Origin of the sequence: uncultured Ruminococcus sp., from assembly GCF_937915125.1 — a bacterium.
In the GTDB taxonomy this organism is placed as follows: domain Bacteria; phylum Bacillota; class Clostridia; order Oscillospirales; family Ruminococcaceae; genus Ruminococcus_C.
Window position 1 is genome coordinate 1 of the sequence record NZ_CALDMP010000021.1, and the last position, 14,369, is coordinate 14,369.

At 48.5% G+C, this 14,369-nt stretch carries 13 protein-coding genes and 1 pseudogene; 7 read left to right on the forward strand and 7 right to left on the reverse strand.

The genetic code is table 11. The annotated features are described in order from the left end of the window. A pseudogene (locus Q0418_RS01815) lies at positions 1-253 on the reverse strand (IS1380 family transposase); the annotation flags it as partial. A 215-nt stretch (positions 254-468) separates the two neighbouring features. On the opposite strand from Q0418_RS01815, the gene Q0418_RS01820 reads away from it, so the two are divergent. After that, the gene (locus tag Q0418_RS01820) at positions 469-987 is read left to right on the forward strand and encodes a hypothetical protein (protein WP_298481838.1); all 519 of its coding nucleotides are present in this window, start codon (positions 469-471) and stop codon (positions 985-987) included. A gap of 169 nt (positions 988-1,156) precedes the next feature. Here the strand turns inward: Q0418_RS01820 and Q0418_RS01825 are convergent, their stop codons facing one another. Genes Q0418_RS01825 through Q0418_RS01835 form a run of 3 tightly spaced genes read right to left on the reverse strand, consistent with a single transcriptional unit; the run spans position 1,157 to position 3,347 of the window. After that, entirely contained in the window at positions 1,157-1,915 is a 759-nt protein-coding gene (locus tag Q0418_RS01825) for an amino acid ABC transporter ATP-binding protein (RefSeq protein WP_298481839.1), read from the reverse strand. Between the two features lie 10 nt (positions 1,916-1,925). Continuing rightward, complete coding sequence (locus Q0418_RS01830) at positions 1,926-2,579, reverse strand: amino acid ABC transporter permease (RefSeq protein WP_298481840.1); 654 nt, start codon at positions 2,577-2,579, stop codon at positions 1,926-1,928. Positions 2,580-2,600: 21 nt separating this feature from the next. Next, on the reverse strand, positions 2,601-3,347 hold the full coding sequence (locus Q0418_RS01835) for an amino acid ABC transporter substrate-binding protein (RefSeq protein WP_367276211.1): 747 nt from the start codon (positions 3,345-3,347) through the stop codon (positions 2,601-2,603). Positions 3,348-3,770: 423 nt separating this feature from the next. Here Q0418_RS01835 and Q0418_RS01840 point away from each other — a divergent pair, with 423 nt between their 5' ends. From Q0418_RS01840 to Q0418_RS01860, 5 genes are all read left to right on the forward strand, one after another. After that, positions 3,771-4,562 carry a transporter substrate-binding domain-containing protein gene (locus Q0418_RS01840; protein ID WP_367276209.1) on the forward strand — a complete coding sequence of 264 codons (792 nt, stop codon included), beginning with the start codon at positions 3,771-3,773 and terminating at the stop codon, positions 4,560-4,562. A 78-nt stretch (positions 4,563-4,640) separates the two neighbouring features. Beyond that, positions 4,641-5,342: an amino acid ABC transporter permease gene (locus tag Q0418_RS01845; protein ID WP_298481841.1), complete on the forward strand. Its 702-nt coding sequence runs from the start codon at positions 4,641-4,643 to the stop codon at positions 5,340-5,342. After that, positions 5,329-6,054, forward strand: coding sequence for an amino acid ABC transporter ATP-binding protein (locus tag Q0418_RS01850; protein ID WP_298481842.1), 726 nt, complete (start codon positions 5,329-5,331; stop codon positions 6,052-6,054). Before Q0418_RS01845 ends, Q0418_RS01850 begins: the two co-directional genes overlap by 14 nt. 1 nt (position 6,055) lies before the next feature. Beyond that, positions 6,056-6,487, forward strand: coding sequence for a GNAT family N-acetyltransferase (locus Q0418_RS01855; RefSeq protein WP_298481843.1), 432 nt, complete (start codon positions 6,056-6,058; stop codon positions 6,485-6,487). A 39-nt stretch (positions 6,488-6,526) separates the two neighbouring features. Then, a complete protein-coding gene (locus Q0418_RS01860) occupies positions 6,527-9,181 on the forward strand; it encodes a glycoside hydrolase family 9 protein (RefSeq protein WP_298481844.1) in 2,655 nt (884 codons plus the stop codon). Between the two features lie 96 nt (positions 9,182-9,277). Here the strand turns inward: Q0418_RS01860 and Q0418_RS01865 are convergent, their stop codons facing one another. Further along, positions 9,278-10,081, reverse strand: coding sequence for an SDR family NAD(P)-dependent oxidoreductase (locus Q0418_RS01865; protein WP_298481845.1), 804 nt, complete (start codon positions 10,079-10,081; stop codon positions 9,278-9,280). A 331-nt stretch (positions 10,082-10,412) separates the two neighbouring features. Here Q0418_RS01865 and Q0418_RS01870 point away from each other — a divergent pair, with 331 nt between their 5' ends. Further along, positions 10,413-11,285, forward strand: coding sequence for a patatin family protein (locus Q0418_RS01870; RefSeq protein WP_298481846.1), 873 nt, complete (start codon positions 10,413-10,415; stop codon positions 11,283-11,285). A 31-nt stretch (positions 11,286-11,316) separates the two neighbouring features. Here Q0418_RS01870 and Q0418_RS01875 read toward each other — a convergent pair whose 3' ends face one another. Both Q0418_RS01875 and Q0418_RS01880 read right to left on the reverse strand, forming a co-directional pair. Beyond that, on the reverse strand, positions 11,317-12,006 hold the full coding sequence (locus tag Q0418_RS01875; protein WP_298481847.1) for a polysaccharide deacetylase family protein: 690 nt from the start codon (positions 12,004-12,006) through the stop codon (positions 11,317-11,319). Positions 12,007-12,563: 557 nt separating this feature from the next. Beyond that, positions 12,564-14,369, reverse strand: coding sequence for an L-fucose isomerase (locus Q0418_RS01880; RefSeq protein ID WP_367276212.1), 1,806 nt, complete (start codon positions 14,367-14,369; stop codon positions 12,564-12,566).

Sequence of the window (14,369 nt, forward strand, 5' to 3'; positions counted from 1 at the left end):
GGGACATTTTGTAGTATTCTTCATCTTTGTGAAATTCATTGACGTAATCAAAATCCGTCTTGCCAAGCGTCAGCATACCGATTTCTGTCAGCAGAATATCACCGTTTTTGATTTGTGGTTGGGAACGTTTCTCCGTTTTCATTCTTGCCGCTTTTTTGATTAGGTCAGACTTTGCCATTGCCTGACCTACCATGCATAATCCGCTTGGTGTGATCAGCCGTTCGTCACTTAATACCACTTCTATTTTCCGCATTTCTTTTTTCACCTTCCGGGTGCTGTTCTCATAGCTATTCTTTTTCTTTTATTATACCATATTTCTGTGGCTTTTAAAAGTAACAGGATTTCAAGTCTGCGGATTAAGGCTGTAATAAAAAGAGAGTACGCAAAGAATATATAGAAGATTTGGTTGTCGAGGTCTGCCGACAGCAATTGACCAATAAGAATATCAGAAAAATTACAAAAGAGCTTATGGCAATAGCAAATACCTCCGCTGAATCTCATAGAATAGCAGAACTTAAAAAGCAGATAAAAGAGTATGAACGCAAGCACAATAATCTGCTTAATAATGTAGCGGAATGCGATATTCCAAGTGTCTGCAAATCTATTTTTGTAAAAATCGAAGAGATTGAGAATATTATAAAGAGGCTTGAAGAAAGCTTGGAAACAGAAATGAAAAACCAAGTTGTATTATCAGAACCTCAGATTCGATTTTTCCTGAACTCACTCAAAAAAGGGAATACGAGTGATATAAAATATCGAAAAGCACTTATAACGTTGTTTGTAAATGCAATATATCTGTATGATGATAAAATGACAATTGTCTTCAATTCAGGCGATGAACCTGTTACTGTTGATGACCTTCTTTTGTCTGAAATTGAGGAGCATTTTCAGCAAACGGAGGAGGGTTTGTTTTTGGATAAGGTTCGTCCACCAATTTGCGAGAACTGCTGCGTCAGTAAAATGATGCGGCAGTTCTTTTTGCATTAGCGGCTAGTAACGTTCTTTGCCACCTATAGATTTTGAGGCAGAAAATGTACTAGAACAGTTCAATATCATAACATAAAAATGCCGCAGGCGGCAGAATTCATGATTACGGCAGATTGATTAGCCATCTGAATTTTGCAGCCTGCGGTAGCTTTTTAAAAAAGAATTGCGTTTATTGATAATGTGCCAGGAATTGACGTGTGCGCTCTTGTTCCGGGTGATCGAATATTTGTTCTGGAGTGCCTTCTTCCACAATATAACCGTCTGCCATAAAGATGACCCGATTGGAAATGGCTTTTGCAAAGCTCATTTCGTGAGTCACAATAACCATGGTCATATGATCTTCAGCCAAAAGCCGAATAACTTCCAGGATCTCTCCGGTCAATTCCGGGTCAAGGGCTGAAGTCGGCTCATCGAAAAAGAGAATGGATGGGGACATGGCAAGGGCACGGACAATTGCCACACGCTGCTGCTGACCGCCTGAAAGCTCACAGGGATAGGATTTCGCTTTGTTTGCCAAACCTACCTTTTCCAGAAGTTCCATGGCGGTTTTTTCAGCTTCTGCCTTGCTTTTTTTGAGAATGATTCGGGGTGCTTCTGTAATGTTCCGCAGAACGGAATAGTGGGGGAAGAGGTTGAAATTCTGAAATACCAGACCAAAATAGTGCTGAATCTCCCGGAAATCTGCCCGCTGTGCATAGACTGGTTTCTTTCCCATTTCCGCTGTAACGGCAGTTTTCTCCATATAGGAAATGGAACCGGCAGAAAGAGTCTCTAAAAAGGTGCAGCAGCGCAGCAATGTGGATTTTCCCGAGCCGGAAGGACCAATAATGGAGAGTACTTCACCGGGCTGTACAGAAAATGAAATATCCTTGAGCACCTGTACATCCTGAAATTGTTTTTGCAGGTGACTGACTTCTAAATAGTTCACAGGGCACCTCCTAAATTTTGTAGTAGCTCAGCCGTTTTTCCAGAAGCGACATGAGACCGGCAACCAGCAGATTGAAAACATAGTAGAAAATGGCTGCTGCCAGATAGGGCAGCATGGAGGTCTCCGATGCTGCAATCATGGATGTCTCTGTGAACAGCTCAATGTAGGAAATGGCGAAGGCAAGGGAAGTGTCCTTGACCAGTGTAATGGATTCGTTTGTTACTGCCGGGAGGACACGCTTGACCATCTGTGGCGTAATGATTCGCAGGAAGGTCTGAAAGCGGTTGTATCCCAGGATCTTGGCAGCTTCATGCTGTCCCACCGGAATGGATTGGATGCCGCTGCGAAAAATTTCCGCAAAATAGGCAGCATAGTTCAGAGAAAATGCGATAATAACTGCCCAGAAACGGTAGCTTGTGGTCAGAGGCAGACCAAACACAAAATATTTGCCGAAGTAAATTACCAGAAGCTGGAGCATCAGCGGTGTGCCTCGTACCACGGAGATGTAAAACTTCATGATCCACTGAATGGGTTTCCATGCATACATTCTTGTAACGCAGATCAGAAGCCCCAAGGGCATGGAAAAGAGCAGCGTCAGCAGGAAGATCCAGATGGAACGGAGCATACTGTCACCCAGCTGGGCGACAATTTCAAAAAAAGACATGGCGTTTCCTTTCGTTTTGGATTACTGGATAATAGAATCAGTCAGATCCCACTTTTCGGCAATCTCTGCAAATGTGCCGTCCTCACGCATTTCGTCCAGGGTTTTCTGCACTTTGTCCCGCAGTTCAGTGTTATCCTTGGCAAATCCTACGGCGTACTGTTCCGCAGAGAGAACGGTGTCCAGAATAACATAGTCGCCGTCACGGGATTCCATCTGATAGTTTGCAACGCCAATGTCCATGGCTATGGCATCTACGGCATTGGAATCCAGGTTCATGAATGCAGTGTTATAGTCGGAAACTACCACCAGTTCTTTGAAAGAATCGGTAAGCGCCTTGTTTTCATCCTCTTCCAGAGCGTCCTCTGCGGAGGAGTCTGTCTGTACGGCAACGCCTTTTCCTGCCAGATCGTCAAAGGTTGCAATACCGCTGTCTGCTTTTACCACAAAGACCTGAGAGTTGTCCACGTAGGGTTCAGTCCAGGCATAATCGTCCTCGCGACCGTTCATGGTGAAGCCGTTCCAGATGCAGCTGATGGTGCCAGAATTCAGTTCCATATCCTTGGCGTTCCAGTCGATAGGCTGCTTTACCAGTTCCCAGTCGTTGCGCTTGCAGACTTCCGCCGCCAGATCCAGGTCAAAGCCCACATACTCACCGTTTTCGTCCTGGTAGCCATAGGGCGGAAATGCGGCATCAAAGCCGACAATAAACTTTTCCTTGCCGCCGTTGGATTCGGATTTGCTGCCGCATCCGGCAAGAGGGAGAAGCATTGTCATGGCAGCCGCAGCTGCAAAGGTGCGTTTCATTAAAGTGGTTTTCATTGTTACATTACTCCTTTTTTCATTTCGGAAATGATGGTCTCAAAACAATGTTATTATAACATGGAAAAAACAATGTGTCAACTGCATTGAAGGGAATATGCAAATGCAGTATATTTGTCGACGAGCGATATTGTTCCGTCAAAATATATCAGAATGCTTTTTACAAATTGTTTACTGATGCAGAAGCTTTCACAATGGAAAAGAAAAAAATTTCCAGGGATTCGTATACAAATATCAAAATATTCGGAAACTCGGAAAAATGACTTGCTTTTTTTCTCGATTTCGATTATAATAGTAGTTAATTTGTGATCGGTTCTGCGGCGTATCTCGGGACGTTGTCTGACCGATGAGAAACAGAAAGGAAGATCTTGTATGAAATGTATGAAACAGACAATGGCGATCCTGGCAGCAGGTGCAATGCTTGCTGCATCCCTGACCGGTTGCGGCACACCGGCAAATACGGTGTTCAGTGTGGACGACCTGGAGGGCAAGACCATTGGCGCACAGCTTGGTACCACAGGCTATATTTATGCAGAGAGTGAAGTGGATGGTGCTACCGTTGAACCGTACAACAAGGGTGCAGATGCGGTACAGGCATTGAAACAGGGAAAGATCGATGCGGTGATCATTGACAGCGAACCGGCGAAGGTTTTCGTGGAGAAGAATGATACCCTGCGGATCCTGGACGATCCCTTTGTGGAAGAGGAATATGCCATTGCCTATAAGAAGGGCAATGATGAACTGGGACAGAAGCTGGACAATGCGCTGACACAGCTGAAATCTGACGGTACGCTGGATGAGATCGTCAGCCACTGGATCGGTGACGATGCAGACCAGGTTTCCTATACACCGGATGAGAGCGTAACACGGGATCAGGGGACACTGGTTATGGCGACCAATGCGGAATTCCCGCCTTATGAGAGTATGGACGGCGATGCCATTGTGGGCATTGACGTGGATATGATGCAGGCAGTCTGCGATGTACTGGGTATGGAGCTGGAAGTGGAGAATATGGAGTTCGATTCCATTATCGCAGCGGTAGACTCCGGTAAGGCAGATGTCGGCGTGGCTGGTCTGTCTGTTACCCCTGACCGTGAAGAAAACGTTTCCTTTACCCAAGGCTATGCAACTTCTACACAGGTGATCATTGTACGGAAAGACTAATGGAGTACCGTACGGATCTGGCAGCGATGCATATTGTCTGCCCTGAAAATGACTGCCTAAGAAACGGAGGAATGCTGCATGAATTTCTGGCAGGAATTCACGCATAAATTACAGACTACTTTTATCGAAAAAGATCGCTGGATGTATCTGCTGGATGGACTGAAAACCACGCTGATCATCACGTTTTTTGCCGTGATCCTGGGCATGGTGCTGGGATTTCTGATCGCCATTGTCCGCTCTACCCATGATAAGACGGGAAAGCTGAAGTTTCTCAATGTTCTGGCGAGAATCTACCTGACTGTGATCCGGGGTACGCCGGTGGTTGTTCAGCTTCTGATCATTTACTTTGTCATTTTCGCCTCTGTCAACGTGGGGAAAACCTTCGTGGCGGTGCTTGCCTTTGGACTAAATTCGGCGGCATATGTGGCGGAAATTGTCCGCTCCGGTATTATGTCCATTGACAGCGGTCAGTTTGAAGCCGGAGCCAGTCTGGGACTGAATTATCCCAAAACTCTTGGGTTTATCATATTGCCTCAAGCATTCAAGAATGTGCTGCCGGCACTGGCAAATGAGTGTATCGTACTGCTGAAAGAAACTTCTGTTGCCGGATACATTGCCATAACTGATCTGACCAAGGGCGGCGATATCATCCGCAGCCAGACTTATGAGGCATTCCTGCCGCTGATCGCAGTGGCAGCCATATATCTGATCATGGTCATGATTCTGAGTTCCCTGGTGTCGAAGCTGGAAAGGAGGCTGGCGAAGAGTGATCGAGGTTAAAGACCTGAAAAAATCCTTTTCGGATCTGCAGATCCTGAAAGGGATTTCTACCACCATTGAGAAAGGCGAAAAAGTGGTTATCATCGGCCCGTCCGGTTCCGGAAAGAGTACCTTTCTCCGCTGTCTGAATCTCCTAGAGCGTCCGACTGCCGGTCAGATCTTCTTCGAGGGACAGGATCTGACGGCAATGTCAGAAAAGCATCTGTATGCTGTGCGGGAAAAAATGGGCATGGTGTTCCAGCACTTCCACCTGTTTCCCCATCTGACCATTCAGAAGAATATTACCCTTTCGCCGGTGAAACTGAAGCTCATGACGCAGGCAGAGGCGGATGAAAAAGCCGCTGTGCTGCTGAAAAAGGTGGGGCTTTCCGATAAGGCAAATCAGTATCCCAGCCAGCTTTCCGGCGGTCAGAAACAGCGTATTGCCATTGCACGGACGCTGGCGATGAATCCCGATGTGATACTGTTTGACGAGCCGACTTCGGCGCTTGACCCGGAAATGGTAGGCGAAGTACTGGAACTCATGCGGGAACTTGCCGCTGAAGGCATGACCATGGTCGTTGTCACTCATGAAATGGGATTTGCCAGAGAGGTGGCATCCCGTGTGATGTTCATGGATGGGGGACAGATCGTAGAGGAAAATGCACCGCAGGAATTTTTCTCCCACCCGAAAAATCCACGTCTCCAGGAATTTTTGTCCAAGGTGCTTTAAGATGACATATACGGTACGAATGTATCAGAAGCTGGAGGATGCCTGCGTTGCCATCCGCACTGCGGTTTTTGTGGAAGAACAGGGCTTTCAGCAGGAATTTGATGAAATCGATTCCAATGCATGGCATATATTGGTCTATGACGGCGAAACTGCGGCGGCAACGGGCAGATTGTATACGGATGACGGCGAGTGCTATCACATCGGACGAGTTGCAGTGCTTCCGGCATACCGTGGAAAGCAGCTGGGAAAACTTGTGGTTTCTGCACTGGAAGCGCAGGCGGCGATGTGCGGCGGCAAGGAGATCTCTCTTTCGGCACAGTGCCGTGTGGCTGGATTCTATGAGAAACTGGGATATGCCCGGACGGAGGATCTGCATATGGACGAGTTTTGTCCCCATGTGACCATGGTGAAGCAGATCGGACAGGCTAAGTGAATGTCGATCTTTCGCAGACAGTTTAAGGAGGCATTATTTATGAAACAAAACCGTGTATTCTGTGCGGTGACGGCTGCAGTCGTTGTCGCCGGAATCCTCACATCAGTGCCGCTGTCGCTGCCGGTTTTTGCCGGGCAACAGCTGGGACAGACGGATTTTGAAGACGGAGTGGGACTGCCCTGGCATGTCTGTGAATCTGCACCAGGCGAAATGGAATTTGAGATCACTGACGGAGAATATCGCATCACCATTGTGAATCCCGGCGGTGCATCTAACGGCGGCGAGGATCGCTGGGACTGTCAGTTCCGGCACCGTGGGCTGACTTTGGAGTCCGGTTGCACCTATGAAGTATCCTATGACATTACTGCCAGCAATAATTGTACTTATTATACTAAAATCGGCGATATGGCAGAGCCATTTGCAGAGGACTGGCACGGCAATCCCGATGACAGCCAGTACGACGCCTACTGGAATGTGCAGAACCTGACGGCAAACCAGACAGCCACGGTAAAGGGAACGTTTACGGCAAAGCGTACTGCCGAAGTGGAATGGGCATTCCATATCGGCGGCGATACAGTGCCGGCAGGGACGGTGTTTACCTTTGACAACATGTCCCTGATCTGCACAAACAGCGATGCCCATGATTATATTCCGGCAAATACTTGGGAGCGTGCAAATATCGTCACCAACCAGGTGGGATATTTTCCAGACTGCGCCAAGCGTGCAACACTCATCTCCGATGAGAAAAAGGCAGTGGAATTCTCTCTGCTGGACGCTTCTGGTAAGGAAGTATATTCCGGCAAATCGGAACCTATGGGAGAGGATGCAGATTCTGACGATTCCGTTCATATCCTGGACTTCTCTGAGGTGACGGACGAGGGGACATATACACTGAAAGCTGGAGATGCTGTCAGCCGGGAATTCACCATTGGTGGCACGGAAACTTATTCCGGAATGCTCTACGATGCCCTGAACTATTTCTATCAGAATCGCAGCGGTATTGAGGTGGAGAGTCAGTATATCACTTCCGGGGATGCAGATGGATTGGCACATGCAGCAGGTCACAGCAGTGATGTGGCGAGAATTACCACGGACTGGGACGATTTGCAGAGCAGCGGCGGCACGCAGGATGTGTCCGGCGGCTGGTATGATGCAGGCGACCACGGAAAATATGTGGTAAATGGCGGCATTGCACTTTGGATGATGCAGAATCAGTATGAACGTGCTACAGCAAAGGGAACAGAGAATGCCTATGCAGACGGTACGATGCAGCTGCCGGAGCAGGGAAATGATTATCCCGATCTGCTGGACGAAGCTCGCTGGGAAATGGAATGGATGCTGAAAATGATCGTCCAGGACGGCGAGTATGAGGATATGGTTTACCATAAGGTACATGATATCAAGTGGACGGCGTTGGGAATAGCACCGGCTGATGATACCGAAGAACGGATCATCAAGCCGCCTACGACCTGCGCTACGCTGAATCTGGCTGCATGTGCTGCACAGGCGGCACGGCTCTGGGAGCCATATGACAAGAAATTTGCAGAGGAATGTCTGGATGCCGCTGAGGATGCCTATGAAGCTGCAAAGGAGCATCCGGATCTCTATGCGCCTTTGGATCAGTCTATTGGCGGCGGTCCCTATGGAGATGACGACGCCACAGACGAGTTTTACTGGGCAGCGTGTGAACTGTATCTAACCACAGGTGAAAAAGAATATCTGAACGACCTGAAAGATTCGGAGCATTATCTTTCTGTTCCCACAACGCTTTCCGGCGGTGAGGATGTTGATACTGCCGGCAGCTTTGACTGGGGCAATACTGCTGCCTTGGGAACATTGTCCCTGGCACTGAGCGGCGATTTGCAGGACAAGAAAATTGCGGAAAATGCTGGAGATGCTGTAGCAGATGCGGCGGATGCCCATCTGAAGCGGGAAGAGAAGCAGGGATACGGTCAGCCGTACGCCCAGAGCAAGCTGAGCTATTCTGACGATGACACTGGCTATGTCTGGGGCTCCAACTCCTTTGTGGCGGACAATGCGGTGGTCATTGCCTGCGCCTATGACCTGACCGGGGAGCAGAAATATCTGGACGGCGTTGTCAGCGCCATGAACTATCTCCTTGGGTGCAATCCCATGGACGTTTCCTATGTTACAGGCTATGGCACCCATGCGGTCATGTATCCCCATCATCGTTACTGGGCGAACCAGATTGCAGAGGAATATCCTCTTGCACCGGCCGGCGTGCTGGTAGGTGGACCCAATTCCGGTATGCAAGATCCATGGGTACAGGGCAGCGGCTGGCAGAAAGGCGAGATCGCACCGGCAAAGTGCTATCAGGATCACATTGAAGCATGGTCTGTCAATGAGTGTACCATCAACTGGAATGAGCCTTTGGCGTGGCTGACGGCATTTGTCTGCGACAGCAACGGCGGCATTGTTGCCGGTGCAAAGTCTCAGGCGATGGAACAGCTGGAGGCAACTGGTGATCCGGAGAGTCGCAATGCGGATAATTCCGGCAATGCAAGCGATTCCAACAGCCAGAAAAGCCATAATGATACGGCTTCCAGGACAGACAGCCATGGGGAAAGCGGCGGTTTCCCAGTGACTCTGGTCATTGTGCTGGGCGCTGTTCTGCTGGGACTGATCATTGTGGAAGTCTTTGTCTACAAAATGGTGAAAATGAAGAAGAAGTAAGATAGTATTTTTACTCTTTATTGCATATCACAAAACGGCGCATCAGATGGGAAATTCTGATACGCCGTTTTTATGCTCTATTATTTTGGAAAAAGTTTACCATGTACGAGAATTCATTTGTCTGAACTGTGCTACAGTCGGTACATGGGAATTCAGTCCGCCGTCTACATTAACGATCTGACCGGTCACATAGCAGCTTTCGTCCGAGGCGAGGTATACACACATGTGTCCGATATCCTCCGGGCAGCCGTAGCGATTTACCATGATATTGCTTGTAAAGATGTCCTTTACGACCTGCGGTACATGTGCCTCGTTTTCCGGTGTGACAATGAGACCGGGTCTGACACAGTTGCAGCGGATATTCTGCTTGCCGTACTGCAATGCGGTGGACTGGGTCAGCAGATCTACACCGGCTTTTGCACTAGCATATGCCGTAGAGCTTAAATCGCCGCCGCAAGATGCCATGGAACCGATGTTGATGATAGAACCGCCGTTCTCATTGTTTTGCAGATAGGGCAGTGCACACTTTGTGGCATAGAACGTACCGCGCAGGTCGCTCTGGAAAATGTTGTCCCACATCTCCAGAGTCAATTCATCAATACGACCATCTTTCAAACTGACATTTGCTGCGTTATTTACCAGAATATCAATCTTTCCGTATTTTTCAGCAGTATCCGCAAACAGCTGCTCAATGCTTTCCGTAATGGTGATATCCATGAAATGATAGGATGCCTCTCCGCCTTCTTTTGTGATGGTATCTACCACTGCCTGACCTTTTGCCTCACGGCGGCCGCAGATAACAACTTTAGCGCCTTCCGCTGCAAACAATCTTGCAATACCGATGCCGATGCCGCTGGTGGAGCCAGTAACAATGGCAACTTTTCCCTTTAATCTGTCCATAATAACCTCCTGCGTTTTTACATATCTTTTTATTCTTGATGAAATTTCATGAGCAAAGTGACATATGCACAACGAAAGATACATGATGTCTGTGTTTAGTGTAATTTGGCGATTTTGAAAAGACGTTGTGCAAAATCACGATTTTTCTCGTATTTTCTCATCTGTATTTATTATAAATCATCCAAATGAAAATGTCAAGCTTTTTTGTACGAATCCCGTAATACGCATCAGAATGCTCCGCGTATATTTGTCGATTTTGGGTGAAACTTGACAGAACCCGAAAAATTTTATATAATAGTATCATTATCTCAACCGGAAAAGGAGTCAGAAATTGAAAACGGGAATAGCCTTAGAGGGTGGTGCAGAACGCAGCGCATTTACTGCTGGCGTATTGGATTCTCTTATGGAGCGGGGATTTTATGCCTCTGCTGTCTCCGGCACTTCAGCAGGCGCTGGGTGTGCTTTGAATTATCGTTCTGGGCAGAAGGGCATTGCATTAGATATGATGATTATGGAAAGGAAAAAGCGTTATTTCGGGATCCGGCACATGGTGCATTCGGGGCATTTTTTAAATCTGGATCGTATGGCGTATGAATATGCCAGTCGGGTGGACTGGGACGCCTGCTGTAAGTCGTTTATGCAAACGGATTTTGTGGCTACTTGTTGTGAGGATGGTGAACCGGCATATCTGACCGATTCCGGCAGCAAACGGCGTATGTTTACTGCCATAAAAGCGTCCTGTGCGCTGCCGATCATTTGTGAGCCTGTGGAACTGGATGGGAAACACTATGTGGATGGCAGTATTGCCGATCCTGTTCCATTTTTACATTTATTAGAAACAGGATGCGAAAAGGTACTGGTAGTTCTCACTGGAGGTGAAGGTGCGCATCCCACGGATTATGCACGTCTGCGTCTGCTGCTTCGGCGGTTGTATTATCAGAAGTATCCCAACTTGTATTATGCGATAATACATCGGATCGCACGGTATGAACAGCAAATGTGTCATATGGAACAGGCAAAGAAGGAAAAACGTGTCTTTGTTCTGCGTCCGCAGATCCCGCCCATTCCCTTGTTTACGCAAAATGAAGAGAAAATCAGAGCCTATTATCAACATGGCTGTGATCTGGTAAAAGAATCCTGGAGTGCCATTTACACATGGCTGCAAACCGCTCCGAAATATGGTGAAAAGTCCCTGATGCAGTAAGAGTAAAGCTGCGTCAGGGACTCTTTGCGTATTATTCGGGGAGCAATACTTCCCGATTCGTGCCGTAGAATATGTCGTCTTTTCCTGCAACCATTTCACAGAATTGTTTCAGGCGATCCCAGTTGTGGTTCCCTTCAAATTCATAGCTGTGTCCCCAGATATAGAAGATCTGCGGCGTATCCGATTCCAGCTGTAAAAATTGTTCTGCCAGCGAAAATAACTGAGGATCGTCGTGATGGCAGGTAGGCTGGAATTGCAGGAGATCAGCTTGCTCTTCAAATTGGTGAGAACTGACAGTGTTTCGCGCATATTGCAGATTTTCCCGGGAAATCTCCTCTATAACAGTTTCGTTGTATACGCCGTAGGCATACGCCATTCCCACAGGACGGGTGCCATAGATCTCGTTAATCGCAGCGATGTCCGAATCCAGCTCATGTCGGATTTCCTCTCGGGTCAGTTCCGTCAGATTCAAGTGGCGGCTGCCGTGTACGGCGATCTCATGTCCCTGGTAGATCTGGGGACATTCCGCCAGGTTCAGACGGTGTACCCAGAGTGTGTCACGATATTTCCATGTACCGTGATCGTGATCCAGTCCTGTGTTGACATTAAAGGTGGCTTTCATACCATAGGTGTTCAGAATGTCCAGCAGCGGTAAGTCCTGTTCGTTGCCGTCGTCGTAGCTGAAGGTGATTGCTTTTCGATAGTGCTTTTTCCAGTTCATGCTTCATCCTCCGTTTTGGTTTTATTATAGCATCGGCGTGGGCTTCTGTCAATGGATACTTTATTTCAAGAAAGAATAAAAAACAGCCGCAACCAGATATATTTCCGATTACGGCTGTTTTTCAGGTCAGACAGTGGCAGATGTAATTATGGTTTTGTGGGGGAATGTCTTGTGCAGAAAATGCAGGGACAGATCCGGGAGCGATTTCGGTTCTGATTCGCAAGAGATCAATCGCTGCTCCGGCAATTCGTAGTAGGACGTTGACTCCTGCCGCAGGGAGACACAGGTCAGCGCAGCGGCGGCAAGTCTTAGTTGGTGTTGCTTTTGCAGATGGCAGGACTCCTTTCTGTTTCACCAGTTCATTATAGCATATTATGTTTGACTTGGCAATATGTTCGACAAAGCTTGTTCAAAGAATATTTTTTTCGGCAAAATGCACGGCAAAAAGAAAACCGTCCTCAGGGTGCATCCCAAAGACGGTTTTCGCTACGCAACTGAATTTTATGGAATCTGCGCCGATCCGCAGGGATCAGACACAGTGTCCAGCATAAGAAAAATTATTTATAGATGGGGCCGTATTCTGTGCAGGCACGGTAGTCCGCAGCCTCCAGATCTTTTGTGCCGTAGGCACTCCAGGTGTGCGGACGATAGATCCGCTCTTCCGGTACATTGTGCATGGAAACCGGGATGCGCAGCATACTTGCAAGTGTGATCAGGTCAGCACCGATGTGACCATATGCCAGACAGCCGTGGTTTGCACCCCAGTTTGCCATGACGTGGTATACATCTGCAAATGCACCCTCTCCGGTCAGATTTGGCACAAACCAGGTGGTAGGCCAGGTCTTGTCGGTACGTGTATCCAGCGGTTTGTGAATCTCGTCCGGCAGGTCTACGGTGTAACCCTCTGCGATTTGCAGCAGGGGCTGTGTGCCGTTGAGGATATTCAGACGGATCATCGTTACCGGCATTTCTGCACGGGTGCGGAAATGAGATGAGAAACCGCCGCCCCGGAAGTATCCCAGATTTGCCGGCTCCCAGTCAGTTGCCTTCAGCATTGCCTGAATATCTTCATCGGTAACATTCCACCAAGGCTTCATTACGCCGTTTCCAGCCGCATCCTTGGAAGCACCTGTGCCGTCCAGTGCGGCTGCACCGCTGTTGATCAGGTGGATAAAACCATCTGCAGCCTTGCCTGTGGGCGTAACACCTGTAACACGCTTTACAGCGTCCGGACTCCAGTAGGTACGCACATCTGCAAAAATCGTTGCCGTACCTGTCAGCAGCTTGCCGAAGAGCATTGCTGTGCCATTAAGACCATCGTTTTCGGTTGCAAGAATGGTCGGCTCTTTCTTGCCGTTCCAGTCAAAGCTGGAGTTGAGAATGGCTTCGGTAAAATCACCGTTGGGGAGCCAGTCTGTCCACATGCGCTGTCCCTGGAAACCGCCCAGAATGGCATTGCGTCCGCGGCTTTCTTCCTTCCAGCCCATTTCTGCCAGCTTCGGATTGCCGAAGAAGATGTCCTGGACAATGAGAGTAAACTTGACGATGAACTCCCATTCCTTTGCCTTTTCCTCTGGTGTGCGAGGTGTTTTGATACCAAAGGGGTCGATCTCCTTGTCCTCCGGGACTTCGGTATTAACATCATATCCCTCCGGGCAGTTCTCCTTGACCCATGCCAATGCCTTTTCGTATTCGTCATGGTCATAGATCTCCAGGTGGATACGGCGGAGAATTTCCGTCAGATCCACCCACTCTGCACGGATGCCCAGATAATTCTGGAAAAAGTCAGAGTTGCAGTAGGAGCCAGCGATACCCATAGATACGCCGCCCAGCCCTACATATGCCTTGTTGCGCATAACGCCGACAGCAATGGCACATTTTGCAAAGCGCAGGATCTTTTCCTGAACATCTGCCGGAACACTGGTGTCATCCTTATCCTGGACATCGTGGCCGTAGATAGAGAATGCCGGCAGACCACGCTGGGCATGTGCTGCCATGCAGGCGGCCAGATATACTGCACCCGGACGCTCTGTGCCGTTAAAGCCCCAGACAGCCTTGATGGTCAGAGGATTGAGATCCATGGTCTCACTGCCGTAGCACCAGCATGGTGTTACCGACAGGGTTGCGCAGACATTCTGCGTCTGGAAAAAGGTCTCACATTCATATGCTTCTGCGCCGCCGCCGATGGTGGTGGGTGAAATGACACATTCTACCGGTGTGCCGTCCGGATAGCGGAGGTTCGATTCAATGAGATTTTTTGCGGCGTTTGCCATGTTCATGGTCTGGACTTCCAGATCTTCACGAACGCCGAACTGTCTCCCGTCAATGACGGGGCGAATTCCAATTCTTGGATACACGATGAT